Here is a 24,605-nt window from a genome sequence, read left to right on the forward strand (position 1 = left end):
CGGCCCCGCGCGCCTTCAAAACCAATCAAAGCAATTGACGTCGAACCGTTTTTCATGTGGAACCGGAACAAATGGACGAGGACAATGAGCAGCACGGCAAAACAAAACAATCTACATGAGAAAGCGGAACTGATCCGCGATCTGCTCGGTTCGAAAGTCGTGGTGCTTGTGGGGCTGATGGGCGCGGGCAAATCCACCGTCGGGCGCAAGGCGGCGAGCCTTCTCGGCTTGCCGTTTCGCGATGCCGATACGGAGATCGAAGCGGTTTCGCGCATGACCGTCCCCGAACTGTTCGAAGCCTATGGCGAGGTGGAGTTCCGCGATCTCGAACGCCGCGTCATCATGCGCCTGCTCGAAGACGGGCCGATGGTTCTGGCAACCGGCGGCGGAGCCTATATGAACGCCGAAACGCGGGCGGCGATCGCGCGTGCAGGCGTTTCCATCTGGCTCAATGCGGAAATCGATATTCTGATGGAGCGCGTATCGCGCCGCCAGAACCGCCCGCTTTTGAAAAACAGCGATCCGCGCGGTGTCATGCTGCGGCTGATGAACGAGCGTTATCCGGTCTATGCGCTGGCCGATCTCCAGCTCATGACGCGTGACGACAAGAAGGAAGTGATCGCCGCCGAACTGCTCGATGTTCTGGCCGGTCATCTCGAAGGATTAGAGGCTTAACGGCTGCCTGCCTCGCTATATGTATCGGAGACTATGCATGAACGCGCCTTCCATCGCCGGTGTCACCACCGTTCCTGTGTCGCTCGCCGACCGTTCCTACGACATATTGATCGGCAAGGGGCTGGTTGACCGGGCGGGCGAGGAACTGGCGAAGCGTCTGAAAGGCGTGCGCGTGGCGGTGGTGACGGACGAGAATGTCGCCAGGGCGCATCTGGAGCGCCTCACCGAAAGCTTCGTCAGGGCCGGTATCGATGTAACGCCGGTGATCGTTGCGCCGGGCGAGAAATCCAAGTCATTCGGCACGCTTGAAACGGTCACCAATGCCGTGCTGGCGGCGCGGCTGGAACGCGGCGATGCGGTCGTGGCGTTTGGCGGCGGTGTGGTTGGCGACCTGTCCGGTTTCGTTGCCGGTATCGTTCGGCGCGGCATGAATTTCGTGCAGATGCCGACCTCGCTCCTGTCGCAGGTCGATTCCTCGGTCGGCGGCAAGACGGGGATCAATACGGCGCACGGCAAGAACCTCGTCGGCGTCTTCTATCAGCCGCAACTCGTTCTGGCCGATACGGAAGTCCTCGATACGCTGAGCCCGCGCGAGTTTCGCGCCGGTTACGCGGAGGTCGCGAAATATGGCCTGATCGACCGCCCGGACTTTTTCGAATGGCTGGAACGGAATTGGCAGGAGGTTTTCTCCGGCGGCGCGGCGCGGACGCAAGCCATCGCCGAATCCTGCCGCTGCAAGGCGGCTGTCGTTGCGCGCGACGAGCGCGAGACCGGCGACCGGGCGCTGCTCAATCTCGGCCATACGTTTGGCCACGCGCTGGAAACGGCGACGGGCTACGATTCAACCCGCCTCGTGCATGGCGAAGGTGTCGCCATCGGCATGGCGCTGGCCCATCGCTTCTCCGTCAAGATGAATCTGTGCGGCATCGAGGATGCGGAGCGCGTCGAGGCGCATCTCAAAACCGTCGGCCTGCCATACCGCCTGTCGGATGTGCCAGGCGGCTTGCCGTCTGCGGAAAAACTGATGGATTATATTGCGCAGGACAAGAAAGTGGCGCGCGGCGCGCTCACCTTCATCCTGACACGCGGTATCGGCCAGTCCTTCATTGCCAAGGATGTGCCGCCGGCAGCCGTGCTGGAATTTTTGAAAGACCGTCTGGTGGACTGAATTTGACGTTTGAATCCCGCCTGAATGCGATGCTGTTTCAAAGGTCAAATTCGAAAATCCACTAGATACGAAGCAAGAGGACAAGGCGAATGGCTTTCGAGCTCTGGGTTCTGTGCGGCATTATCCTGCTCTGCGTCATTCTTTCCGGATTCTTTTCAGGCTCCGAAACGGCGCTGACGGCGGCGTCGCGGGCCCGAATGCTCACGCTCGAACATAATGGCGACGAGCGCGCGGGACTGGTCCAGCGGCTCATCAGCCGTCGCGACCGCTTGATCGGCGTGCTTCTGATCGGCAACAACCTTGCCAATATTCTGGCCTCCTCCATTGCCACCAGCATTTTCCTCAACCTGTTCGGCGATGCGGGCGTCGCCTATGCGACATTGGCGATGACGGTCATTCTGGTCATCTTCGCTGAAGTGCTGCCGAAATCCTGGGCGATCTCCGGTCCCGACCGGTTTTCGCTTGTCGTTGCGCGCAGCGTTTCGCTGGTGGTGCTGATCCTCGGGCCGGTTTCTGCCGCAGTGAACTGGATCGTGCGCGCGATCCTGAGGCTATGCGGCGTCAATCTCGCCGCGGGCCGGTCGATGCTGAGCCCGCAGGAGGAATTGCGCGGCGCGGTCGAGGTGCTGCATCGCGACAAATCGCTCATCAAGGAAGACCGCGATCAGCTTGGCGGCCTTCTCGACCTCAAGGAGCTGGAAGTCAGCGACGTGATGGTGCACCGGACCTCGATGGGCACCGTCAATGCCGATGCCGCGGCGGAAGAGATCGTGCGCGATATTCTGGCCAGCCCGCACACGCGCATGCCGCTCTGGCGCGACGATATCGACAATATCGTCGGCATCATCCACACCAAGGATTTGCTGCGTGCGCTTTACGACGTTGACAATGATTTTACCCGCATCGACATCATGAAGGTCGCGCGCAAGCCGTGGTTCGTGCCCGACACGACGACATTGCAGGACCAGCTCGACGCTTTTCTCCGCCGAAAGGCCCACATTGCCATCGTTGTCGACGAATATGGCGATGTGCAGGGCCTGGTGACGCTTGAGGATATCCTGGAGGAAATCGTCGGCGATATTGCCGACGAGCACGATATCGACATGCAGGGCGTTCGCCTGCAGCCGGACGGTTCGGTGATCGTCGACGGCTCGCTGCCGATTCGCGATATCAACCGCGCGCTCGACTGGCACCTGCCGGATGAGGAGGCGACCACAATCGCCGGTCTGGTCATTCATGAGACGCAGACAATCCCGGAAGTGAAGCAGGCCTTCACCTTTTACGGGAAACGCTTTTCGGTCCTCAAAAAGGAAAGGAACCGCCTGACGCGGTTGCGCATCGTGCCGCTCGACGCCGATGGAAAACCGGCCCCCATCGTTGCGGCGGTGCCGCGCCGATAGAAGAGACGGCAGCAGGAAGACAGTAATAACAAATATTACTAATAAACGCTGGTCTTTCTCTATTTAAGCATAGAATATTTCATTTGAAATATCGCCGGATTTATGTATTACTAGGGTTGTATTGCGGCAGGCATGTTCACCTATAAGCATGCGATGCCGTTCATTGTAGATAGCTTATGTTCTGATACGAAAACTGCGGAGAAATTTCATATCGCATGCTTTATAATGAGATAGATACAGCCTTCTCTATTTGTGCCAACATCGGATGCTATTCTGAAATTGCTTTTCTCCGCGAAGTTCGATCGATTTGATCGCATGGCATTGGATGCATAGCAAAAGCGCCCGAAAGGGCGCTTTGCATGTTTTGGGGCGGGCTCTGGATAGCCTGTTTCCTGATAGGGCTCAGCGAAGTTGCCCTCCCGGTTCTGGCGAGCCACAGCCGCAGGTTCCGGCTCCAGAGTATTTCCGTTTCGAATGAATCGCGGAGATGCTCCATCCGACCGGCTTTGCGCCTGGCTTTACCCGAAACGATTTCCGCTTTCGGAAGACATGTCTTTCCGAAAAAATCTTCAGCGCCGCGTTGCTTCACCGGGGGCGGAAGGCTCAAGCGCCAGCGCGTGGACGCCGCTCTCCAGTTCTTCCTTCAACAGCGCGTTGATGGCGCGGTGGCGCTCGATGCGACTCATTCCGGCAAAGGCGTCAGCAACGATGCGGATGCGGAAATGCGTTTCGCCGGTGCCGTCATAGACTTCATGATGACCGCGATCCTCATGGTGATGGCCGGCGTGGAGGTGGCTTTCGTTAATGACTTCAAGGCGCTGGGGAGCGAAAGCCGTGGTCAGTTTCGCTTCCATCGCGCTTTGTTTGCTATTGTGAATGGACATTTGAGCCACTTCTCCCCATATAGACGCTGTGCCTCATATAACGCTGCTTCGGCGGCAAAAGGTGGGGCAAATCCGCACAGGAAAGCACTCCGCTTCAAAATTTCGCCCAGTTGAAATGGCCAAAAGCCCGACCGGACGAAATGTCAATTCTTGTTCAGCAACTGATAATCCGCATAATTCGATTCGATGACAACGAACTCAAAATTTTTCGACAGTATCCGCATCAAGCCCAAGAAGACCGCGGAAGCGAAGTCTTCAGCACCCTGCTGCCAGTGGGATGGTTGCGACAAGCCGGGCACGCATCGCGCGCCTGTGGGGCGGATGCGTGAAGGCGAATATTTCCGCTTCTGCATCGACCATGTGCGGGAATATAACAAGAATTTCAATTACTTCTCCGGTCTTTCCGATGGCGACATCGCGAAATTCCAGAAGGATGCGATCACCGGCCACCGCCCGACCTGGTCGACGACGGCGAATTCCACCGCCAAGGCGCGCACCTCGCCCGACGTGGCCAAGATGCGGTCCGGTTCGGCCTCCTATCACAACCGCATCCGCGACCCCTTCAATCTTTTCAAGGAAGCCAAAGGGCATGCGCCGGGCCAGAAGGCACAGCGCAAACCCCGCACGCTGGAAATAAAGGCGCTGGCCACCCTCGGTCTTGAACCAAATTCGACTGGCGATAAGATCAAGGCGCGCTATAAAGAGTTGGTAAAGCAGCACCATCCGGATGCGAATGGTGGTGATCGCGGATCGGAAGAGAGATTTCGCGATGTTATTCAGGCTTATCAATTGCTCAAGCAGGCAGGTTTTTGCTAAAGCCTGTTTGGGACTGAAAGCTGACTATGGAGCGGTCGCCGACGGCTCCGACGGACATTCTTCTGCCGCGCCAAGGCGTGGATGCAAGCACGGATGCCCGCAACGAATTACGGAAGGGGCATACCGTCCGGCTCGCCGGAAAAACATGCCCGCGGATGAAAGTTGCCGGTCGGCAGCTTGCCGGTATTAATTCGCGGCCGGTCGCTGCCTGCCGCTCTGGAGGCATGATGAACAAGGTTGAGCGGGATATAGCCAATTTGCCGGATACGACGGTTTCGGTGCGCGAAGTGTTCGGGATCGATTCCGACATGACGGTGCCGGCCTATGCGGCAGGCGATTCCTATGTGCCGGAGCTTGATCCGGATTATCTTTTCGACCGTCAGACGACGCTCGCGATCCTCGCAGGCTTTGCCTATAACCGTCGCGTGATGGTTTCGGGCTATCACGGCACCGGCAAGTCGACCCATATCGAGCAGGTCGCGGCCCGCCTCAACTGGCCTTGCGTGCGCGTCAACCTCGACAGCCATGTCAGCCGTATCGATCTCGTCGGCAAGGACGCCATCGTGGTCAAGGACGGCGTACAGGTCACCGAATTCAAGGACGGCATCCTGCCCTGGGCCTATCAGCACAATGTGGCGCTGGTGTTCGACGAATACGACGCCGGCCGCCCTGACGTGATGTTCGTCATCCAGCGCGTTCTGGAATCCTCCGGCCGCCTGACGCTTCTCGACCAGAGCCGCGTCATCCGTCCGCACCCGGCTTTCCGCCTGTTCGCGACCGCCAACACCGTCGGTCTCGGCGATACGACCGGCCTTTATCACGGCACCCAGCAGATCAACCAGGCGCAGATGGACCGCTGGTCCATCGTGACGACGCTGAACTATCTGCCGCACGACAATGAAGTGAACATCGTTCTCGCCAAGGCCAAGCATTACCAGAATGCCGAAGGCCGCGAGATCGTGAACAAGATGGTGCGCGTGGCCGACATGACCCGTCAGGCCTTCATCAATGGCGATCTCTCGACCGTCATGAGCCCGCGTACGGTCATCACATGGGCCGAAAATGCCGCGATCTTCAACGATGTCGGCTTTGCATTCCGCCTGACCTTCCTCAACAAGTGCGACGAGCTGGAACGCGCGACCGTGGCTGAGTTCTATCAGCGTGCTTTCGGCGTTGAACTGCCGGAGTCGGCAGCCAATATCGTTCTCGCTTGATGCGGAGGAAGCCTGCCGCCCGATCATCCGGCGGCAGTGCACTGTCTGGTGCGGGGGCGATGAGCTTCGCCCTTGCTTGAAAGCGAAGTCAGGATAGGCATATGTCGGGCCAGAAGTCAGGAATAGGCGATAATTCGCGCGAGCGTAAACCGGGACCGGTGGATTCCGAACCGTTCAAGCGTGCGATAACGGCTTGCGTCCGCGCCATTTCCGGCGAGCATGAGCTGGAAGTGGCGTTTACCAACGACCGCCCGGCCCTGAGCGCCAATCGTGCCCGCCTTCCCGACCTGCCGAAACGTCCGACCGCGCATGATATTGCCGTCACGCGCGGCCTTGGCGATTCCATGGCGCTGCGCCAGGCGCGCCATAACCCACGCATTCATGCGAGCCTTGCTCCGGAAGGAAAGCAGGCGCGCGCCATTTACGATGCGGTCGAACAGGCGCGTGTTGAAGCCATCGGCGCGCGCGCCATGGCGGGCATGGCGGACAATCTTTCCACCATGCTTGCGGATAAATATTCGAAAGCCAATTTCTCCACCGTCACCGAGAGGGAAGACGCGCCGCTCGAGGAAGCCGTGTCGCTTCTTCTGCGTGAGAAGCTGACCGGGCGGGCCGCCCCTGCGGAAGCCGGGCAGGTGCTGGAACTGTGGCGCGACTGGATCGAACAGAAGGCTGCAGCCGACATTGCGCGGCTTGGCGACAATCTCGAAGACCAGCAGGCCTTTGCGCGCACGGTGCGCGACATGCTCGCTTCCATGGACATGGCGGAAGAGCTGTCGCAGGAAGAACCGAGCGACGAGGAAGAACAGAACGACGAACAGACGCCGGATTCCGACGAGAACGAGGAAGGCGGCGACGAGAGCCAGGAAGGTTCCGATTCGGCTGAAAGCGAGGAATCCGACAGTTCGAGCGATGAAGGCGAGCAGGGCGAAATGGATGCCGCCGACGCTTCCGCCGACGACATGGACGACAGCGAGGATATCGACGCGGAAACGCCGGGCGATACGCGCCGTCCGAACCAGCCTTTCGCCAATTTTGCCGAGCACGTCGATTACAAGGTCTTCACGCGCGAGTTCGATGAAGAGGTAGAAGCGACCGATCTTTGCGACGAGGTGGAACTCGATCGTCTGCGCGGTTTCCTCGACAAGCAGCTTGCCAATCTGCAGGGCGTGGTGGGGCGTCTCGCCAACCGCCTGCAGCGCCGCCTGATGGCGCAGCAGAACCGCTCGTGGGATTTCGATCTGGAAGAGGGTTATCTCGATTCGGCGCGTCTGGTGCGCATCGTCATCGATCCGACGCAGCCGCTTTCCTACAAGCAGGAGCGCGATACGGATTTCCGCGATACGGTTGTCACGCTGGTGCTGGACAATTCCGGCTCCATGCGCGGTCGCCCGATCACGGTTGCCGCGACCTGCGCGGATATTCTCGCCCGCACGCTGGAACGTTGCGGCGTGAAGGTGGAAATCCTGGGCTTCACCACCAAGGCGTGGAAGGGCGGCCAGTCGCGCGAAGCGTGGCTTGGACGCGGCAAGCCCGCCAATCCGGGTCGCCTCAACGATCTGCGCCACATCGTATACAAGAGCGCCGATGCGCCTTGGCGGCGCGCCCGGCGCAATCTCGGCCTGATGATGCGCGAAGGGCTGCTGAAGGAAAACATCGACGGCGAGGCGCTGATCTGGGCGCATCAGCGCCTGCTTGGGCGGCCTGAACAACGCAAGATCCTGATGATGATTTCGGATGGCGCGCCGGTCGACGACTCGACGCTTTCCGTCAATCCCGGCAACTATCTGGAGAGGCACCTGCGCGCGGTGATCGAGGAAATCGAAACGCGTTCGCCGGTGGAACTGATCGCCATCGGCATCGGCCATGACGTCACGCGCTATTATCAGCGCGCCGTCACCATCGTCGATGCGGAAGAACTGGCTGGCGCCATGACCGAACAGCTTGCCTCGCTTTTTGAGGAGCAGGGGACTGCGGCTCCGGCCAAGGGCAGGCGCCGGGCTGGCAGAAGGTAAAACAAGGACGCTTGAAGTTTATTTTGATGCATTTCCGAACGCAAAGGCGCTTCACGCTTTTGCTGGAAATGCTTCAAGCGCCCTTTTTCATGCCTCTTCCGCCGTTGTCCGGCTTGGCGCATAAAGCGACGGGGCGAAGACGGCGAGGATTGCCCCATAGGGGATCAGCATAAGCGTCCCCATGATGACCTTCACAAAGAAGTCGCCAAAAGCCAGCGATGCCCAGAGCGGCACGCCGAGGCCGAGGAAGGACGCCGGTTCGGCAAGGGACGAATCGGGCATTCCCGTGAGCGTGTCGATCCACGCAAATCCGGCTGCGAAGGCAATCGAGAAGAACAGGACCGTATCGAGCACAGAGCCGAACATGGCGGCGGCAAAGGGCGCTTTCCACCAGGTCTTGCGGCGCAGGCGGTCGAAGACGGTGATGTCCATCAGCTGTGCGAAAAGAAAGGCCGAGCCCGAGGCAATCGCGATGCGCGGGGTTGCCAGCCAGATCGACATGACGACGCCCAGCACGAAACCGGCATAGACGACCTTGCGCGCGGCGGCAGGGCCGAAGCGGCGATTCGTCAGGTCATTGACCAGAAAGGCGACAGGATAGGTGAAGGCACCATAGGTCAGAACTTCACCGAGGCCGAAATGCTGGAACGGATACTGGACGAGAATATTCGACGCGGCAACCGCCACGCACATGGCCAGTATCGCTGGCATAAGCCGGGAAAAAGAGGGTGTCTCGATTGACATTTTTTTATCCTGGGTGATGGAACCAGCAAAAAAGGCCGACGAGAGCCGGCCTTTTTTGTCAAATCATTTGGCCGAAAGCTTAGGCAGCGACTGCTTCAGCCTGCTTCTTTGCGATCTGACGCTTCAGCAGGCGAGCGCGCTGCGACAGTTCCTTGTCGTCGGACTTGACGAGGAACGCATCCAGACCGCCGCGATGTTCGACCGAACGCAGGGCGTTGGCGGAAACGCGCAGACGATAGCTCTGGCCGAGGGTTTCGGACATCAGCGTAACATTGCAGAGGTTCGGCAGAAAGCGGCGACGCGTCTTGTTGTTCGCGTGGCTGACATTGTTGCCGTACTGGACCGACTTGCCGGTCAATTCACAAGCGCGGGACATTTTGGTCTCACCTTCAATTACGTTCTTCAGGCCCCGACCCGAATGTCCGAATTCAAGCAATCAACGCAGTTTGATGCTGCTGGCGCGCGATCTCGGACAGGCGGCCTATTGGGAAAGTCGCGTTTCTATAGTGACAGCAGCCGTTGCAGTCAAGTGAGATTCCGTATCCATCGCGCAAAGACGCGGTTTTCCGGCTTCCGAACGGTCTTCACGAAAGCTTGCAATCATAACTTCGCCGGTTTTGCCTGTTGCACAGATACTGTATCGAAGAATCCCACGCAACTTTCTGGCGGTCCAATGTGGTTGAAAACCTTCATTGGAGAAGCAGGCGAAAGGAATGCCGAGTATGATCGAACCGTCGCATGTGTTGAAGCCCGTCCGGCACCGGCTGGCGCAGTGTGGTGTGGCGGCTGCGGCAGGTCTGGCCTTCGCGGGCCTGAGCTTGGGGGCACTGACGATGGCCAGCGGCCCGGCCCGGGCCGATGATCTTTACCGGACGGAATACGATATTTCCATTTTCGGGCTTTCCATTGCGCGGTCCGCCATAGAAACCACGGTCAATGGCGCGAATTACAACCTCAATGGCCGTTTCCTGACCTCCGGTCTGGCGCGGGTGTTCGACGATACGGACGGCACCGTGCACGTTACCGGCAGCGCCGTCGGCGGCAAGGTCGTGCCGAAGAGCTTCGATCTCGCCTACAAGCATGGCCGCAAGAACAAGAGCACCACGATCCGCTTCGCCAATGGCAATGTCGTTGCGGCGGAAAACCAGCCTCCGGTGAAAAAGCGCGACCCCTGGGTGGAAACATCGCCGCAGGACCTGCTGAATGTCAGCGATCCGCTGAGCGCCCTCATGATTCCGGCCAAGAATGGCCGGGCAGTCTGCGATCGTTCGCTGAGCGTCTTCGACGGCCAGACGCGGGCCGAGATCAGGCTTTCCTTTAACGGCACCGAATCGTTCACGACCGATGGCTTTACCGGCGAATCGGTCATCTGCTCGGCGAAATTCATTCCGATTTCCGGTTATCAGAAGGGCAAGAAGGCCATCGATTACCTGAGCAATCGCAGCCGGATGACGATTTCCTTCGCATCGCTCGGCAATTCGGGCATCTATGCGCCCGTCGTGGCACGGATCGGCACCCAGATCGGCACGCTCAAGATCCAGGCGACCCGTTTTTCAAAGGTGAACTGACCGGCAGCCAGAGCATTTCCTGTTTTTCATGAATCGTTGGAAATGCTCTGTCTGTTTGTTTTATCGCGCATCTCATCCGATCGAAGCAGGATCAGAAATCAGTCCAGTGGCTGATTTCCCTGCGTAGGGGGTTCCCACTTTTCGGGATGCGCCCGAGTTCGGATTAATGCTTCGGGTGCACGCATTCCTCGTGGTTTCCGAGAATCTCGATCACGCGGCACTGGTCGATGCGGCCATGCGCGGTGCATTCCAGCATGCGCTGCAATTCCGTCTTGAGCGAAAGCAGTTTGGCGATGCGATGCTCCACATCGCTCAGGCGCGCGCGTGCAATGGCGTCGGCCGCCGCGCATGACTGGTCGGGATTGTCCTGAAGATCGAGAAGCGTGCGGATCGCATCCACCTCGAACCCCAGATCGCGCGCATGGCGGATGAAGAGAAGCCGCTGGATGTCGCTCCGGTCATAGAGGCGGCGATTGCCGTCACTGCGCGGCGGGGAAGGTAGCAGGCCGATCTGCTCGTAATAACGGATGGTCGGCACTTTGACGCCGCTCGCCTTCGATGCTTCGCCGATGGGCACATTCGTGATCATTTTCCGCTTGCTCCTCTAGTCACTAGAGGATGTAGACCTTGCTCAAGACAATTCAAGAGCAGTCCTGAAAAGAGCAGATCATGAGTGAAACACTGAACCAGATTCGCTTTCGCATCGACGGTATGGATTGCGCGTCCTGCGCAGCCAAGATCGAAACTGCCGTGCGGCGCGTGCGCGGGATCCAGGATGTCTCCGTTTCGGTTGCGGGGGGCACGATGACCGTCAACCATGATGGAACGGGCGATCTCGACAAGATTGCCGCCAAGGTTCGCAGCCTCGGATATGGCGCGGAGCCGGTCGCCTCAGAAAAAGCCCCGGCAAAGAGCGAACATTCGCACGATCATTCTCACCATGACCATGATCATGACCACGGGGCGTGCGGCGGCAACCACGATCATCACGGGCATGAGCACGATCAGGACGGCCACAGCGAGATTGCGGCAACGCCGGACAGTCTGCGCTTTCGGGTCGATGGTATGGATTGCGCATCCTGCGCGGCCAAGATCGATACCGCCGTGCGCCGCCTGCCCGGCGTGACGGACGTGTCTGTCTCCGTGACCAATGGCGCGATGAACGTCAATCATGACGGGACGGCAAAGAGCGATGAAATCGCCGCCAGGGTGACGGCTCTGGGCTACAGGACCACGCTTGCCGACACCGCTCCCGCTGCCAGCGGCGGCAGGGCTGCGCCCAAGGCAAGCGCGCCTGCAAAACCGCTGCCGTGGTGGCGCTCGAAGAAAGGCCAGATGATGCTGGCCTGCGGCGGCGGGCTGATCGCTGCCTATATAGCCGGGCATCTCTACCCCGCGATCGAGCTGTGGGCTTTCACGGCGGCGATGCTGATCGGTCTCGTGCCGATTGCCAGGCGCGCCTATATGGCGGCCATCAATGGTACGCCGTTTTCCATCGAGATGCTGATGACGATTGCCGCCATAGGCGCAATGTTCATTGGCGCCACCGAGGAAGCGGCAGCCGTCGTGTTTCTGTTCCTGGTCGGCGAGCTTCTGGAAGGGGTGGCCGCCGGAAAGGCGCGCGCCAGCATCCAGTCGCTCACCGCGCTGGTGCCGAAGACTGCGTTTCTCGAGAAAAACGGGACGACTTCGGAAGTTGCGGCTGACAGTCTCGCGGTTGGCGATGTGATTTCCGTGCGGCCCGGCGACCGCATGCCTGCCGATGGTGAAATCCTCACGGGTGAAAGCGCGGTCGATGAAGCGCCCGTCACCGGTGAAAGCACGCCGGTCGGCAAGGCTGAAGGCGACACGGTTTTTGCCGGCACGATCAATGGTGACGGCGTACTGCGGGTGAGGGTCACGGCCGCCGCGCAGGATAACACCATCGCCCGCGTCGTGCGGCTGGTCGAGGAAGCGCAGGAAGCCAAGGCGCCGACCGAGCGTTTCATCAATCGTTTTTCGACCTATTACACGCCGGGCGTGGTCGTCGTGGCGGCGCTTGTCGCCATCCTGCCGCCGCTTGTTGCGGGCGGCGACTGGAACGAATGGATCTACAAGGGACTTGCGATCCTCCTGATCGGCTGCCCCTGCGCGCTGGTCATTTCCACGCCTGCGGCTATTGCAGCCGCGCTCTCGTCGGGCGCCCGGCGCGGTCTTCTGATGAAGGGCGGCGCGGTGCTGGAAACCATCGGCAAGATCACGGCGGCCTGCTTCGACAAGACCGGCACGCTGACCGAAGGCAAGCCGAAGGTGACCGACGTGCTGGCGGGCGACCTGCGCGAAGATGAAGTGCTGCGTCTTGCCGCGTCGCTGGATGCGGGCTCAAGCCACCCGCTGGCGCTGGCGATTGTCGGTGCCGCAGAACAGCGCGGGCTGAAACTTGCCCCGGTGACGGGAGGAAAGGCCCATGGCGGCAAGGGCGTGTCGGGCATGGTGGGCGAGAAGGACCTGTTTCTGGGTTCGCGCCGCGCCGCCAATGATATTTCAGCCATTCCGGATGCGCTGGCGAACCGCATTGCCGCCTGCAACGACGAAGGCAAGACGGTTTCCGTGCTGGTTGCCAATGGCAGGATCGCCGGTGCGATCGCCATGCGCGACGAACCGCGCGCCGATGCCATTGCCGGCTTGCGGGAGTTGAAGGCGGCCAACATCCGCACCCTCATGCTGACCGGCGACAATCGCCGCACGGCGGAAGCCATCGGGCGCGATCTGGGGATCGAGGTGCGGGCCGAGCTTCTGCCGGAAGACAAGCAGCGCATCGTCGGCGAATTGCGCAAGGAAGGTCTGATCGTCGCCAAGATTGGCGACGGCATCAACGACGCGCCAGCGCTTGCCGCCGCCGATGTCGGCATCGCCATGGGCGGCGGCACCGATGTGGCGCTGGAAACGGCGGACGCCGCCGTCCTGCACGGCCGGGTTGGCGATGTGGAGGAAATGGTCGACCTTTCCAAGCGGACCATGCGCAATATCCATCAGAATATTGCCATAGCGCTTGGATTGAAGGCTGTCTTTCTGGTGACCACGGTGCTGGGCATCACCGGCCTCTGGCCCGCCATTCTGGCCGATACGGGCGCGACCGTTCTTGTGACGATCAACGCATTGCGGCTTTTGAGGCAACCTGTGCGGTAAAATAGAGCTTTTCCAGCAAAAGTGCGAAGCGTCTACGCGGGGAAATCAGTCCACTGGACTGATTTCTATTCCCGCTTCGATGCGTGAGATAATGCGATGAAGAAAATACTTAGAGCGGTTCCCACTGCTCTGTTTCAACTGGAACCGCACCAGTTGCCTGCGCTCCGTCCCTCATCCTGAGGAGCGGCCCGAGAATTCGAGGGCCGCGTCGGTAACCTTCGCAAGCTCAAGATACCTCCTCAAGATGAGGAGATTGGCAATCGCGGAAAACTTACTCGCCGATCAGGACGCGGATGCGCTCGCTATACTGCTTGCCGAAGGCGAGATGTTCGGGATTGATGTCCTTCAATTCGTCCACCAGCTGCGGCTCGCTCTCCGCATCAGCCGCCGCAAGGCTGCTCATCAGGGCGAAATAGCCCAGGATATAATCACTGGGCGTTATGTTCTGGGCCTTGAGCACTTCCACGACCTGCGGGCGGGATTCAACGCTCTTCACCATCTTGTCGAAAGAAGGCGTGGCGTCCTGTCCTTCCTCTTCCGTCGCCGAAAGTTCCATGCCGCCCAGCTGTTCCTGCACCTTTTCCATGCGCGAGAGGAAATCTTCGCTCAGCTTGAAATTATTGATCTCGGCAGGCGTCTGCTTCGGTGCGACGTCGAGCAGCAGGTCATCGGCAAACGTGACAGTCATCGAACCGGGCAGGGCGACAAGCGAGAGGCCGAGGAAAACGGCGCAGCCTGCAATCTTGAAACGGGATAACACCGTCATTCTTCTAACCTCGAACTGTGGAACGATTCGCGCTCAATACCATATGTCAGAACATATCCTTGCGCTTGCGGATTTCGGCAAACACGGCTTCGTCGGGCGCATCCTGCAAGCCGAGGCGGCTGCGAATGCCTGCATCGTGCCAGCGCAGGAAAGGGTTCGTCGCCATTTCAAGCGCGATGCTTGACGGCAATGTCATGCGGTCGGCGGCACGCAGGCGCGCAATCTCTGCGGCACGCTCCTTGAGTGCGGAATTGGCCGGATCGATGGTCAGCGCAAAGCGGGCATTGCTTTCGGTATATTCATGGCCGCAATAAACCGCCGTGTCGCCCGGAAGCGCAATCAGCTTCTGCAGCGACTGGAACATGGTGAGCGGCGTTCCCTCGAAAAGCCGCCCGCAACCGAGCGCGAACAGCGTGTCGCCGGTGAAGACAACTTTCGCGTCGGGAATATAGTAGGAAATTTCGCCCGCCGTATGCCCCGGCGTCGCAATGGCCTTCACCCGGAAGAGCCCGAAGGTGAACTCGTCGCCATCCTTCACGGTCCGGTCGATGCCCGGAATCTTCGTTTCCTCGGCCTTGGGACCGATGATGCCGACCCCGTATTTCGCCTTCAGTGCTTCATTGCCTTCCACATGGTCGAGGTGGTGATGGGTGGTGAAGATGAAGTCGAGCGTCCAGCCGCGCCGTTTCAGCGCCGCCTCGACAGCCGCCGCGTCGGGCGCATCGATGGAAGCGGTGAGCGCGCTTTGCGGATCGTGGATGAGGACGCCGTAATTGTCGCTGCGGCAGATGAACTGTTCGATTTCAAGCCGTGGTGCGATGTCGTTCATGGTGTCCGTCCTCCCGTTACGACGCGGTCTTGTTGTCTTCCGTCAGTGAATGCTTCTGGATAAGCGGCATTTGTAAAAGCGTGAAGACAACGGTGATGGGCATAATGCCCCAGACCTTGAACGATACCCAGGCATCGGTCGAAAAATTCCGCCAGACAAGTTCGTTGACCACGGCGAGGAAGATGAAGAACAGGCCCCAGCGCAGCGTCAGTTTTCTCCAGCCCTCGGCATCGAGACGGAAGGCAGAATCGAAGACATAGCCGAGCAGGGATTTGCCGAAGAAAAGCCCGCCCAGCAGGATTGCGCCGAACAGCGTGTTGACGATGGTGGGCTTCATCTTGATGAACGTGTCATTGTGCAGCCAGAGCGTCAGCGCGCCGAACACCAGCACGACAATGCCGGAGACGAGCGGCATGATGGGCAGCGTGCGCGTCATCGACCATGAAATGGCAAGCGCGATCACGGTTGCCGCCATGAAAAGGGCTGTCGCCAGAAAGATCGGCGCGCCGATGGAAGCCAGCACCGGAAAGCGCTCGATCAGCATTTCACCGCGCGCATTGGCGAAGAAGAAGACCAGAAGCGGTCCAAGTTCCAGCGCCAGCTTCAGGAGCGGCGGGACTTCCCGGCGCTCGGCTTCACTTTTCTGCGACGGGTCGCGCTCGAAAACGGGATGCTCCATCAGGCAACTCCTGCGATGGCGCGGGCAAAATCCTTGGCCGCAAAGGGTTCCAGATCGTCGACGCCTTCGCCGACGCCGATGAAATAGATCGGCAGTTTATGCTTGGCCGAAATCGCTACCAGAATGCCGCCGCGCGCGGTTCCGTCAAGCTTGGTCATGACGAGGCCATTGACGCCCGCGATATTCTTGAAAATCTCGACCTGATTAAGCGCGTTCTGGCCGGTGGTGGCGTCGAGCGTCTGCAACACCGTATGCGGCGCTTCCGGGTCATGCTTGCCCAGAACGCGCACGATCTTGGCAAGCTCGTCCATCAGTTCGGCCTTGTTCTGCAAGCGTCCCGCCGTATCGATGATCAGCACATCGCTTCCCGCTTCCTTGGCCTTTTCCCATGCATCATAGGCAAGCCCCGCCGCGTCGGCGCCGAGCTTGGAGGAGACGACCGGCGAGCCGGTACGCTCGCCCCATATATGCAGTTGCTCGATCGCGGCTGCGCGGAACGTATCGCCTGCCGCGAGCATGACCTTGAGGCCGCCAGCGGTGAGCTTTGCGGCAAGCTTGCCGATGGTCGTCGTCTTGCCGGTGCCGTTGACGCCGACAACGAGGATCACATGCGGCTTGTGCGACAGGTCAAGCTCCAGCGGCTTTGCCACCGGGCCCAGAACCTTTTCGATTTCCGCGCCCATGATGGTGCGCACTTCCTCGCCCGTCACGTCCTTGCCGTAGCGTCCCGAGGCAAGCGCGTCGGTGACGCGCATGGCTGTTTCAAGCCCGAGATCGGCCTGAATCAGCACATCTTCGAGATCCTGCAGCGTGTCGTCATCGAGCTTGCGCTTGGTGAAAATGCCGCCGATGGATTCGCTGAGTGAATTCGATGAACGGAGCAGGCCGCGCCGCAGCCTCTCGAACCAGGACAGCTTGGGTTCAGGCGCTGCCTCAACCGGCGCTTCTTCCTTGTGTTCCTCGACGGCCCTGGCGACCTTAACCTTCTTGGGCTTCACCACCTCCGGCTGAGCTGCCGGTTCTACCGCTTCCTTTACTACAGGGGCATCAGGAGTTTTTGCGACTTCGGGCTGCTCGGGTTCGAAAACCGGTTCCGGCCCGGGCTCAACAAGGGGCTCGACAACAGTTTCGACAACCGGTTCTGGCGCGGGTGCCTCGACCGCGATGGGTTCCATCACCGGAGGCTGTTCGATCGGGATTTCGATCTCGGCGACCGGATGTTCCGGTTTCGCCTTTTCCTCCTCAACCGTTTCAGACGCAGGCTCTTCCATCGGCTCCGGCTCGCGGGCGATCACCGGCATTTCCGGTTCGGAAATGACCACTTCAACGGCGGTGTCTTGCGTTTCTTCAGGCGCTGCGGCGGTTTCAGGAAGCTCTGTTTCCAAAGCCGCTTCCACGGCATCGGGGGCCGGTTGTTCGACCGGTTTTTCCTCGACCTCCTTCTTGCCGAAGGAGAACATTTTCTTGATGAAACCCATTGCCATGAATTCTGATGCCCTTAAGCTTCAAGCCGCTTGCGGCTCTGCCTGACGGGTGAGGAGTTTTTCACCGTCATGGCCTGTCACGATACGTTCGATGATTTCGCCCGGTGCGCCGCCGTCAACCGATGCCAGCGTAAAGCCTTCGGTGCGCGCAATGCCTTCCTTTTCGACAAGAAGGCGCTGCATGGTGCCATTCAGCGCGCCGAGATGCTTTTCATAGGCACGGTCGCCTTCCGTGCGCAGGCGGGCAGCGCGTTCCTTGACGATTTCGCGCCGCACCTGCGGCATGCGGGCAGCAGGCGTGCCTTCGCGCGCGCTGTAGGGGAAGACGTGCAGGTGGGAGAGGCCACATTCCTCGACGATTTTCAGCGAGTTCTGGAACATCTCCTCGGTTTCGGTCGGGAAACCGGCAATGATGTCGGCGCCGAAGACGATATCGGGACGAAGCCCGCGCACTGTTTCGCAGAAGCGGATCGAATCGTCGCGCAAGTGGCGGCGCTTCATGCGCTTCAGGATCATGTCGTCACCCGCCTGCAGCGACAGATGCAAATGCGGCATCAGGCGCTTTTCATTGGCAATCGCATCCATCAGATCGTCATCCGCCTCGATGGAATCGATGGAGGAAAGACGCAGGCGCTGCAAATCCGGCACCTGATTGAGAACAGTCTTCACCAATTTGCCGAGGCGCAGATTGCCGGGAAGATCGGGACCGTAGGAGGTCATGTCCACGCCAGTCAGCACCACTTCGGCATAGCCATTGCCGACGAGACGCTTGACCTGGTCCACCACCGCACCCATCGGCACCGAGCGGGAATTGCCGCGACCATAGGGAATAATGCAGAAGGTGCAGCGATGGTCGCAGCCGTTCTGCACCTGCACGAAGGCGCGCGCGCGGCCCTCGATGGCATCGACCATATGGCTTGCGGTTTCGCGCACTTCCATAATGTCGTTGACGCGTACCTTCTCGAACTGGTTGACGCCGAAATCCGGCAGCATCCGGTAGGAGTTGGATTTGAGCTTTTCCTCATTGCCGAGAATGAGGTCCACTTCATCCATGGCGGCGAAATTGTCCGCTTCCGTCTGCGCAGCGCAGCCGGTGACGATGATGCGCGCTTCCGGATTTTCACGGCGTGCCTTGCGGATCGCCTGACGCGCCTGACGCACGGCTTCCGCCGTCACGGCGCAGGTATTGAAGATGATCGCCCCGTCCTTCAACTCGCCCAGTCCGGCGGCGTCGGCTTCGCGCTTCATCACCTCCGATTCATAGGTGTTGAGGCGGCATCCGAATGTGACGACTTCCACCGACATCAGGCTGCACCCCTGTCAGATGGCTTGTGAGACTGGGCGTCGCGGCTCCATTCACCGGTTGCCGGATCGAAAGTGCCGGAAAACTCCCATTCGGCCGGCCCGGTCATGATGACGTGATCGTCGTCACGCCATTCGATCAGGAGAGGACCGCCCGGAACATTCACGGTGACAGTTCGCCCCGTGCGGCGCGTGCGCGCTGCGGAGACGGCTGCGGCGCAGGCTGCGGAACCGCAGGCGCGGGTGAGGCCCGCGCCACGCTCCCATGTGCGCAGGTTCATCGTCTCGGGCGATGTGACCTCGGCAATGGAGATATTGGCGCGTTCCGGGAAGATCGGATGATGTTCCAGAAGCGGTCCGAACTTTTCCAGCTCATAGGACCAGACATCGCGGTCGACCCAGAAGATGGCGTGCGGATTGCCCATGGATGCAACCGACGGCGAATGCAGCACCGGCGCGTCGATGGGGCCGACCTGCAGTTCGATCATGCGCGTATCGCGAAACTCTTCGGCAAGCGGAATGTCCTGCCAGTCGAAGCGCGGCTTGCCCATGTCGACCGAAATCAGGCCGTCTTCGTGTTCGGTTGCGGTCAGAATTCCGGCGCGGGTCTCGAAGGTGAAGGCCTGCCTGCCGGTTTCGGCGGCCAGCGCCTGCACCACGCAGCGCGTGCCATTGCCGCAAGCCTGTGCTTGTGTGCCGTCGCAATTGATGATCGCGATATAGTTGTCGGTTCCCGCTGTACGTGGATCATGGATCGCCATGATCTGATCGAAGGCGGTCTCGCTGTCGCTTGCAAGACGGATCGCGGCTTCAGGCGTGATCCGGTCCGCGCGACCGCGCATGTCGGCAACGATGATCTGATTGCCGAGCCCGTTCATCTTGGCGAAGGCTGCCCTGGTGGCCATAACTATCGTGGTTCCGTTTTCCTGCGGCTTATGCTCATGAAGCCTATGGGACAATTAGGGTCTATATGGCGGAAAAGCCCGCAAATTGCCAGTACCCGGATGAGATTGGGAAAAGTTGCGGCCCGGAGGTTTCTGCAGAACAGCCCCCAATATCGGAGAAACTGTGGCCTTCCTGTCCCAGTTTCAGGATTATCATGCGGTTTCAAGCGATCTTGAAGGGTTTGGAGGGGAAAAATGACAGTATTCGGTGTTGCTTTTTTAACCATATAGCCATTTTATCGGTCCAATATTGTCACATTGCAGGGCTTCGGTAGGAAGCCCGGGGCATCCCCACCCCTGATGAGAAATGCGGAAATGGAGAACCAGATGGGAATTTCGAAAGCAAGTCTGCTCAGCCTCGCGGCGGCTGGCATTGTCCTGGCCGGGTGCCAGAGCTCCCGGTTCGGCAATCTCGATACGGTTTCACCACCACCGCCGCCACCACCCGTAGCCGCCGCTCCGGCCGGCACGGTGCAGAAGGGCAATCTTTCTTCTCCCAATGCTTCGCAGTTCCCGACGGCTCCGACCACGAACCCGAACTCGCAGCCGGGCACGCAGGTTGCAAGCCTGCCGCCGGCTTCCGCGCCCGATCTGACGCCCGGCTCCGTCGCCGGTGTGTGGAACGCATCGCTTGGCGGCCAGAGCTGCAAGATCGCGACGCCGCAGACCAAATATGGCCAGGGCTTCCGCGCCGGTCCGCTGCGCTGCCCCGGTGAACTCGGCAATCTCGCTTCCTGGGCCGTCAACGGCAAGCAGCTCGTTCTCTATGATGCGAATGGCGGCACCGTCGCCTCGCTCTATTCCTCGGGGGCGAGCCGCTTCGACGGACAGACCTCGGGCGGTCAGGCCGTATCGCTCTCGCGCTAAGACATTCTTTCGTTTGGAGCGCATTTCGATCTGATTGAACCAGATCGGCGCTCCAATTGTTTGTTTTGCCGCGCATCTTGCCCGAAAACCGCTTCGCAAGTTTCGGGATGCGCTCTGGAGACAGGCGGATCATCGCAAGATGGTCCGCCGTTTTTGCAATTGAAAGGTTGAACGGAAGCAATCATGTCTTTCGACGGTAATCTGAAAGCCTTCCCCTCCGTCCGCGAACATTACGATGCGATGGTCGCGGCAGGCGATGTGGACGCCGATCCCGCTCAACTCGAACTTACCGTCCGTTACGACCGGCTGATCGAGGAAATCTGCACCCGGCGTCTGTCACGCAAGTCGAGCGCGCTCGGCTGGCTGTTCGGCAAGCGCAAGGAGGCGACGAGCGTCATCAAGGGGCTTTACGTGCACGGCGAGGTCGGGCGCGGCAAGACCATGCTGATGGACATGTTCTTTTCGCTTCTGCCGGTCGAACGCAAGCGCCGTGCGCATTTCAACGATTTCATGGCCGATGTGCATGAGCGCATCTATGCGCATCGCCAGGCGCTGAAGCGCGGCGAGACCAAGCAGGACGATCCGATACCGCCGGTGGCGGACGCGCTCAGCCAGCAGGCCTGGGTGCTTTGCTTCGATGAATTCACCGTGACCGACATTGCCGATGCGATGATCCTGTCGCGCCTGTTCAGCGCGCTCTTCGCCCGTGGCGTGGTGCTGGTGGCGACATCCAACGTCGCGCCGGACAATCTTTACCGCGACGGCCTGAACCGGCAGCTCTTCCTGCCCTTCATCGATATTCTCAAGAACCATGTCGATGTGATCAATCTGGATTCCCGCACCGATTACCGCCTTGAAAAGCTGGACCGCCAGCCGGTCTATCTGTCGCCGCTCGGTGCTGAAACCACCAGGCGCATGGATGCGGCCTGGGCGGCACAAAAGGATGGCGCGCCTGAAAAACCGGACGTCATCCGCATCAAGGGGCGCGACATCGAGATCGCCCGTTCCGTGCAAGGCGCGGCGCGCTTCACTTTCGATGCGCTCTGCACGAAGCCGCTCGGCGCCTCGGACTATATCGCCATCGTCAAGCATTATCCGACGCTGTTCATCGAGGATGTGCCGGTGCTGGACTATGCGCGCCGCAACGAGGCGAAGCGCTTCATCCTGCTGATAGACGTGCTTTACGATCATCATGCGCGGGTGTTCATTTCCGCCGAAGCGCAGCCGGAAAAGCTCTATCTTGCCAGCAAGGGCACGGAGGCCTTCGAGTTCGACCGCACCGCTTCCCGCCTTTTCGAGATGCAGAGCGCGGAATATCTGGCCGAGCCCCCCGGCAAGGCCGGTTGAGGCCTTCCGCGTCCCTCCTCGTCAGGCCGTCCATCATCAGACTGCCACGGACTGGACTTATAAGCCGGGTGGGCTATGTTGCTCACGCAATTCATGCGGAGGCGGGGCGCGTTTGCGCGGCACTTCCGATACGGCGCCTGTCATGAATCCTGAACCGGTTTCTGACGGGTGCGCGACGCTGTTGGAATTGGCAGCTTGCCGGTCGCTCCCTCGCCGCTTCGTCGGGGATGGTCTGCGACGGCGGGAAGGGTGTTCTTGCCTTGATATTGACAAATTATCTTACGTTTACGTAAGAACCAATAAATCTAACCGATTGAAAACATTGGTCGCAAAATAATGAGTTGAGTTTATCGCCAAAGAGTCCTATCTCGCAGTTCCAACGCTTGAGCGTTTCCGGGGAGGATTCCGGATGGCTTGATGCGTTTCTGGATCAAAAGTGAGGAAAGAAACAATCATGGCACGCAACAAGATTGCCCTCATCGGCTCCGGCATGATCGGCGGCACGCTCGCTCATCTGGCCGGTCTGAAGGAACTCGGCGACGTCGTCCTTTTCGACATTGCGGAAGGCATCCCGCAGGGTAAGGGACTGGACATTGCCGAATCTTCGCCCGTTGACGGTTTTGATGCGAAGTACACCGGCGCCAACGACTACGCTGCAATTGAAGGCGCAGACGTTGTCATCGTGACCGCAGGCGTGCCGCGCAAGCCGGGCATGAGCCGCGACGACCTTCTGGGCATCAACCTCAAGGTGATGGAGCAGGTTGGCGCGGGCATCAAGAAATATGCCCCTGAAGCTTTCGTCATCTGCATCACCAACCCGCTCGACGCCATGGTCTGGGCGCTGCAGAAGTTCTCCGGTCTTCCGGCGCACAAGGTCGTCGGCATGGCCGGCGTTCTCGACAGCGCCCGCTTCCGCTATTTCCTCTCGGAAGAATTCAACGTGTCGGTTGAAGACGTCACGGCATTCGTGCTGGGCGGCCACGGCGACAGCATGGTTCCGCTCGCCCGTTACTCGACCGTTGCCGGCATCCCGCTGCCAGACCTCGTCAAGATGGGCTGGACCAGCCAGGACAAGCTCGACAAGATCATCCAGCGCACCCGTGACGGCGGCGCGGAAATCGTCGGCCTGCTCAAGACCGGTTCGGCTTTCTACGCTCCGGCCTCGTCGGCCATCCAGATGGCTGAATCCTACCTCAAGGACAAGAAGCGCGTCCTGCCGGTCGCTGCCCAGCTTTCCGGCCAGTATGGCGTCAAGGACATGTATGTCGGCGTGCCGACCGTGATCGGCGCCAATGGCGTCGAGCGCATCATCGAAATCGATCTCGACAAGGACGAGAAGGCGCAGTTCGACAAGTCGGTGGCTTCCGTCGCCGGTCTTTGCGAAGCCTGCATCGCTATCGCTCCGTCGCTGAAGTAAATTCCAGACAAGGCCGGACTGTCGCTTGCCTGCGGCTCCGGCCTTTTCCGGCTGTCAATCCGTACCGGTTCCGTTCAATCCCAATATGCAACGGACCGGGAATCCGCAGAGGACAACCAGATGAATATTCACGAATACCAGGCCAAGCGCCTGCTTCACACCTACGGCGCGCCGATCGCCAATGGTGTGGCTGTCTATTCCGTCGAACAGGCGGAAGAATGGGCAAAGACGCTTCCCGGACCGCTTTATGTCGTCAAGAGCCAGATCCATGCTGGCGGACGCGGCAAGGGCAAGTTCAAGGAACTGCCAGCCGATGCAAAGGGCGGCGTGCGCCTCGCCAAGTCTGTCGAGGAAGTGGTTGCCAATGCGAAGGAAATGCTGGGCAACACGCTGGTCACCAAGCAGACCGGCCCTGCCGGCAAGCAGGTCAACCGTCTCTACATCGAAGACGGCGCCGACATCGATCGCGAGCTTTATCTCTCGATCCTGATCGACCGCACCGTTGGCCGTCCGGCTTTCGTCGTTTCGACCGAAGGCGGCATGGACATCGAAGCTGTTGCCGAGGAAACCCCTGAAAAGATCGTCACCGTCGCCATCGACCCTGCCAAGGGCGTGACGGATGAGGACGCCAACAAGCTCGCCGATGCGCTGAAGCTTGAAGGCCAGGCTCGCGAAGACGGCGTCAAGCTGTTCCCGATCCTCTACAAGGCCTTCACCGAGAAGGACATGAGCCTTCTGGAAATCAATCCGCTGATCGTCATGACCGATGGCCGCGTGCGCGTTCTCGACGCCAAGGTGTCGTTCGACGGCAACGCCCTGTTCCGTCATCCTGACATTCAGGAACTGCGCGATCTGTCGGAAGAAGACGAAAAAGAAATCGAAGCTTCCAAGTACGACCTCGCTTATGTCGCGCTCGATGGCAATATCGGCTGCATGGTCAACGGCGCAGGCCTTGCCATGGCAACGATGGACATCATCAAGCTCTACGGCGCAGAACCTGCCAACTTCCTCGACGTTGGCGGTGGCGCTTCCAAGGAGAAGGTGACGGCTGCGTTCAAGATCATCACCGCCGATCCGGCTGTTCAGGGCATTCTGGTCAACATCTTTGGCGGCATCATGAAGTGCGACGTCATCGCCGAAGGCGTGATCGCCGCGGTCAAGGAAGTCGGCCTCAAGGTTCCGCTGGTTGTCCGTCTCGAAGGCACCAATGTCGAACTCGGCAAGAAGATCATCAACGAGAGCGGCCTGAACGTCATTTCGGCCGACGATCTCGACGATGCGGCGCAGAAGATCGTCGCTGCAGTGAAGGGGAATTAAG

Annotated in this window: 22 protein-coding genes; 12 read left to right on the forward strand and 10 right to left on the reverse strand. The window is 59.8% G+C overall.

What is annotated here, in order from left to right; genetic code table 11:
- Positions 1-84 precede the first annotated feature (84 nt).
- The 3 genes from ABWW28_RS15180 to ABWW28_RS15190 all read left to right on the forward strand — a co-directional run bounded on the left by ABWW28_RS15180 (position 85) and on the right by ABWW28_RS15190 (position 3,243).
- Complete coding sequence (locus tag ABWW28_RS15180; protein WP_006470979.1) at positions 85-675, forward strand: shikimate kinase; 591 nt, start codon at positions 85-87, stop codon at positions 673-675.
- Positions 676-712: 37 nt separating this feature from the next.
- Positions 713-1,843 (forward strand): 3-dehydroquinate synthase, encoded by a 1,131-nt coding sequence (aroB, locus tag ABWW28_RS15185; protein ID WP_021587504.1) that lies wholly within the window; start codon positions 713-715, stop codon positions 1,841-1,843.
- A gap of 89 nt (positions 1,844-1,932) precedes the next feature.
- Positions 1,933-3,243: an HlyC/CorC family transporter gene (locus ABWW28_RS15190; RefSeq protein WP_006468010.1), complete on the forward strand. Its 1,311-nt coding sequence runs from the start codon at positions 1,933-1,935 to the stop codon at positions 3,241-3,243.
- A 569-nt stretch (positions 3,244-3,812) separates the two neighbouring features.
- Here ABWW28_RS15190 and ABWW28_RS15195 read toward each other — a convergent pair.
- Positions 3,813-4,127, reverse strand: a complete 315-nt coding sequence (locus ABWW28_RS15195) for a BolA family protein (protein WP_006470977.1) — start codon at positions 4,125-4,127, stop codon at positions 3,813-3,815.
- Between the two features lie 186 nt (positions 4,128-4,313).
- On the opposite strand from ABWW28_RS15195, the gene ABWW28_RS15200 reads away from it, so the two are divergent.
- The 3 genes from ABWW28_RS15200 (at position 4,314) to cobT (ending at position 8,172) form a co-directional block, all read left to right on the forward strand.
- Positions 4,314-4,943 carry a J domain-containing protein gene (locus ABWW28_RS15200; RefSeq protein WP_006470976.1) on the forward strand — a complete coding sequence of 210 codons (630 nt, stop codon included), beginning with the start codon at positions 4,314-4,316 and terminating at the stop codon, positions 4,941-4,943.
- A gap of 227 nt (positions 4,944-5,170) precedes the next feature.
- Entirely contained in the window at positions 5,171-6,157 is a 987-nt protein-coding gene (cobS, locus tag ABWW28_RS15205) for a cobaltochelatase subunit CobS (protein WP_031347109.1), read from the forward strand.
- 101 nt (positions 6,158-6,258) lie between these two features.
- On the forward strand, positions 6,259-8,172 hold the full coding sequence (cobT, locus tag ABWW28_RS15210; RefSeq protein ID WP_151658411.1) for a cobaltochelatase subunit CobT: 1,914 nt from the start codon (positions 6,259-6,261) through the stop codon (positions 8,170-8,172).
- A gap of 87 nt (positions 8,173-8,259) precedes the next feature.
- Here the strand turns inward: cobT and ABWW28_RS15215 are convergent, their stop codons facing one another.
- A complete protein-coding gene (locus ABWW28_RS15215) occupies positions 8,260-8,916 on the reverse strand; it encodes a queuosine precursor transporter (RefSeq protein ID WP_025089910.1) in 657 nt (218 codons plus the stop codon).
- A 79-nt stretch (positions 8,917-8,995) separates the two neighbouring features.
- A complete protein-coding gene (gene rpmB / locus ABWW28_RS15220) occupies positions 8,996-9,292 on the reverse strand; it encodes a 50S ribosomal protein L28 (RefSeq protein WP_006470974.1) in 297 nt (98 codons plus the stop codon).
- Positions 9,293-9,638: 346 nt separating this feature from the next.
- Here rpmB and ABWW28_RS15225 point away from each other — a divergent pair, with 346 nt between their 5' ends.
- Positions 9,639-10,484: a DUF3108 domain-containing protein gene (locus ABWW28_RS15225; protein WP_151658410.1), complete on the forward strand. Its 846-nt coding sequence runs from the start codon at positions 9,639-9,641 to the stop codon at positions 10,482-10,484.
- 163 nt (positions 10,485-10,647) lie between these two features.
- Here the strand turns inward: ABWW28_RS15225 and ABWW28_RS15230 are convergent, their stop codons facing one another.
- Positions 10,648-11,070 (reverse strand): MerR family transcriptional regulator, encoded by a 423-nt coding sequence (locus ABWW28_RS15230; protein WP_025089912.1) that lies wholly within the window; start codon positions 11,068-11,070, stop codon positions 10,648-10,650.
- 83 nt (positions 11,071-11,153) lie between these two features.
- Between ABWW28_RS15230 and ABWW28_RS15235 the strand changes: the two genes are divergently transcribed.
- Positions 11,154-13,652, forward strand: coding sequence for a heavy metal translocating P-type ATPase (locus ABWW28_RS15235; RefSeq protein WP_021587500.1), 2,499 nt, complete (start codon positions 11,154-11,156; stop codon positions 13,650-13,652).
- Positions 13,653-13,923: 271 nt separating this feature from the next.
- Here the strand turns inward: ABWW28_RS15235 and ABWW28_RS15240 are convergent, their stop codons facing one another.
- From ABWW28_RS15240 to dapF, 6 genes are read right to left on the reverse strand one after another with little or no spacing between them, the layout of a single operon-like run.
- Positions 13,924-14,418 carry a hypothetical protein gene (locus ABWW28_RS15240; protein ID WP_021587499.1) on the reverse strand — a complete coding sequence of 165 codons (495 nt, stop codon included), beginning with the start codon at positions 14,416-14,418 and terminating at the stop codon, positions 13,924-13,926.
- 46 nt (positions 14,419-14,464) lie between these two features.
- A complete protein-coding gene (gene gloB, locus ABWW28_RS15245) occupies positions 14,465-15,247 on the reverse strand; it encodes a hydroxyacylglutathione hydrolase (RefSeq protein WP_128006134.1) in 783 nt (260 codons plus the stop codon).
- A 16-nt stretch (positions 15,248-15,263) separates the two neighbouring features.
- Positions 15,264-15,926: a septation protein A gene (locus ABWW28_RS15250; RefSeq protein WP_021587497.1), complete on the reverse strand. Its 663-nt coding sequence runs from the start codon at positions 15,924-15,926 to the stop codon at positions 15,264-15,266.
- Positions 15,926-17,410, reverse strand: coding sequence for a signal recognition particle-docking protein FtsY (gene ftsY / locus ABWW28_RS15255; RefSeq protein WP_031347106.1), 1,485 nt, complete (start codon positions 17,408-17,410; stop codon positions 15,926-15,928). The genes ABWW28_RS15250 and ftsY overlap by 1 nt, the downstream gene beginning before the upstream one ends.
- A 21-nt stretch (positions 17,411-17,431) precedes the next feature.
- Positions 17,432-18,715 carry a tRNA (N(6)-L-threonylcarbamoyladenosine(37)-C(2))-methylthiotransferase MtaB gene (gene mtaB, locus ABWW28_RS15260; protein ID WP_021587495.1) on the reverse strand — a complete coding sequence of 428 codons (1,284 nt, stop codon included), beginning with the start codon at positions 18,713-18,715 and terminating at the stop codon, positions 17,432-17,434.
- Complete coding sequence (gene dapF, locus ABWW28_RS15265) at positions 18,715-19,617, reverse strand: diaminopimelate epimerase (RefSeq protein ID WP_021587494.1); 903 nt, start codon at positions 19,615-19,617, stop codon at positions 18,715-18,717. The genes mtaB and dapF overlap by 1 nt, the downstream gene beginning before the upstream one ends.
- Before the next feature lie 366 nt (positions 19,618-19,983).
- Between dapF and ABWW28_RS15270 the strand changes: the two genes are divergently transcribed.
- The 4 genes from ABWW28_RS15270 (at position 19,984) to sucC (ending at position 24,604) form a co-directional block, all read left to right on the forward strand.
- Entirely contained in the window at positions 19,984-20,523 is a 540-nt protein-coding gene (locus tag ABWW28_RS15270) for a protease inhibitor Inh/omp19 family protein (protein WP_021587493.1), read from the forward strand.
- A gap of 183 nt (positions 20,524-20,706) precedes the next feature.
- A complete protein-coding gene (zapE, locus tag ABWW28_RS15275; RefSeq protein ID WP_021587492.1) occupies positions 20,707-21,870 on the forward strand; it encodes a cell division protein ZapE in 1,164 nt (387 codons plus the stop codon).
- 454 nt (positions 21,871-22,324) lie between these two features.
- Positions 22,325-23,287 carry a malate dehydrogenase gene (gene mdh / locus ABWW28_RS15280; RefSeq protein WP_006470965.1) on the forward strand — a complete coding sequence of 321 codons (963 nt, stop codon included), beginning with the start codon at positions 22,325-22,327 and terminating at the stop codon, positions 23,285-23,287.
- Positions 23,288-23,407: 120 nt separating this feature from the next.
- The gene (gene sucC, locus ABWW28_RS15285; protein WP_006470964.1) at positions 23,408-24,604 is read left to right on the forward strand and encodes an ADP-forming succinate--CoA ligase subunit beta; all 1,197 of its coding nucleotides are present in this window, start codon (positions 23,408-23,410) and stop codon (positions 24,602-24,604) included.
- Position 24,605 lies beyond the last annotated feature (1 nt).

Origin of the sequence: Brucella sp. NBRC 14130 (genome assembly GCF_040371715.1) — a bacterium.
Taxonomy (GTDB): Bacteria; Pseudomonadota; Alphaproteobacteria; order Rhizobiales; family Rhizobiaceae; genus Brucella; species Brucella intermedia.

Coding starts and splice junctions, on each gene's coding strand:
- ABWW28_RS15180 (WP_006470979.1), top strand. CDS start 85: ATGAGCAGCACGGCAAAACAAAACAATCTACATGAGAAAGCGGAACTG.
- aroB (WP_021587504.1), top strand. CDS start 713: ATGAACGCGCCTTCCATCGCCGGTGTCACCACCGTTCCTGTGTCGCTC.
- ABWW28_RS15190 (WP_006468010.1), top strand. CDS start 1,933: ATGGCTTTCGAGCTCTGGGTTCTGTGCGGCATTATCCTGCTCTGCGTC.
- ABWW28_RS15195 (WP_006470977.1), bottom strand. CDS start 4,127: ATGTCCATTCACAATAGCAAACAAAGCGCGATGGAAGCGAAACTGACC.
- ABWW28_RS15200 (WP_006470976.1), top strand. CDS start 4,314: ATGACAACGAACTCAAAATTTTTCGACAGTATCCGCATCAAGCCCAAG.
- cobS (WP_031347109.1), top strand. CDS start 5,171: ATGAACAAGGTTGAGCGGGATATAGCCAATTTGCCGGATACGACGGTT.
- cobT (WP_151658411.1), top strand. CDS start 6,259: ATGTCGGGCCAGAAGTCAGGAATAGGCGATAATTCGCGCGAGCGTAAA.
- ABWW28_RS15215 (WP_025089910.1), bottom strand. CDS start 8,916: ATGTCAATCGAGACACCCTCTTTTTCCCGGCTTATGCCAGCGATACTG.
- rpmB (WP_006470974.1), bottom strand. CDS start 9,292: ATGTCCCGCGCTTGTGAATTGACCGGCAAGTCGGTCCAGTACGGCAAC.
- ABWW28_RS15225 (WP_151658410.1), top strand. CDS start 9,639: ATGATCGAACCGTCGCATGTGTTGAAGCCCGTCCGGCACCGGCTGGCG.
- ABWW28_RS15235 (WP_021587500.1), top strand. CDS start 11,154: ATGAGTGAAACACTGAACCAGATTCGCTTTCGCATCGACGGTATGGAT.
- ABWW28_RS15240 (WP_021587499.1), bottom strand. CDS start 14,418: ATGACGGTGTTATCCCGTTTCAAGATTGCAGGCTGCGCCGTTTTCCTC.
- gloB (WP_128006134.1), bottom strand. CDS start 15,247: ATGAACGACATCGCACCACGGCTTGAAATCGAACAGTTCATCTGCCGC.
- ABWW28_RS15250 (WP_021587497.1), bottom strand. CDS start 15,926: ATGGAGCATCCCGTTTTCGAGCGCGACCCGTCGCAGAAAAGTGAAGCC.
- ftsY (WP_031347106.1), bottom strand. CDS start 17,410: ATGGCAATGGGTTTCATCAAGAAAATGTTCTCCTTCGGCAAGAAGGAG.
- mtaB (WP_021587495.1), bottom strand. CDS start 18,715: ATGTCGGTGGAAGTCGTCACATTCGGATGCCGCCTCAACACCTATGAA.
- dapF (WP_021587494.1), bottom strand. CDS start 19,617: ATGGCCACCAGGGCAGCCTTCGCCAAGATGAACGGGCTCGGCAATCAG.
- ABWW28_RS15270 (WP_021587493.1), top strand. CDS start 19,984: ATGGGAATTTCGAAAGCAAGTCTGCTCAGCCTCGCGGCGGCTGGCATT.
- zapE (WP_021587492.1), top strand. CDS start 20,707: ATGTCTTTCGACGGTAATCTGAAAGCCTTCCCCTCCGTCCGCGAACAT.
- mdh (WP_006470965.1), top strand. CDS start 22,325: ATGGCACGCAACAAGATTGCCCTCATCGGCTCCGGCATGATCGGCGGC.
- sucC (WP_006470964.1), top strand. CDS start 23,408: ATGAATATTCACGAATACCAGGCCAAGCGCCTGCTTCACACCTACGGC.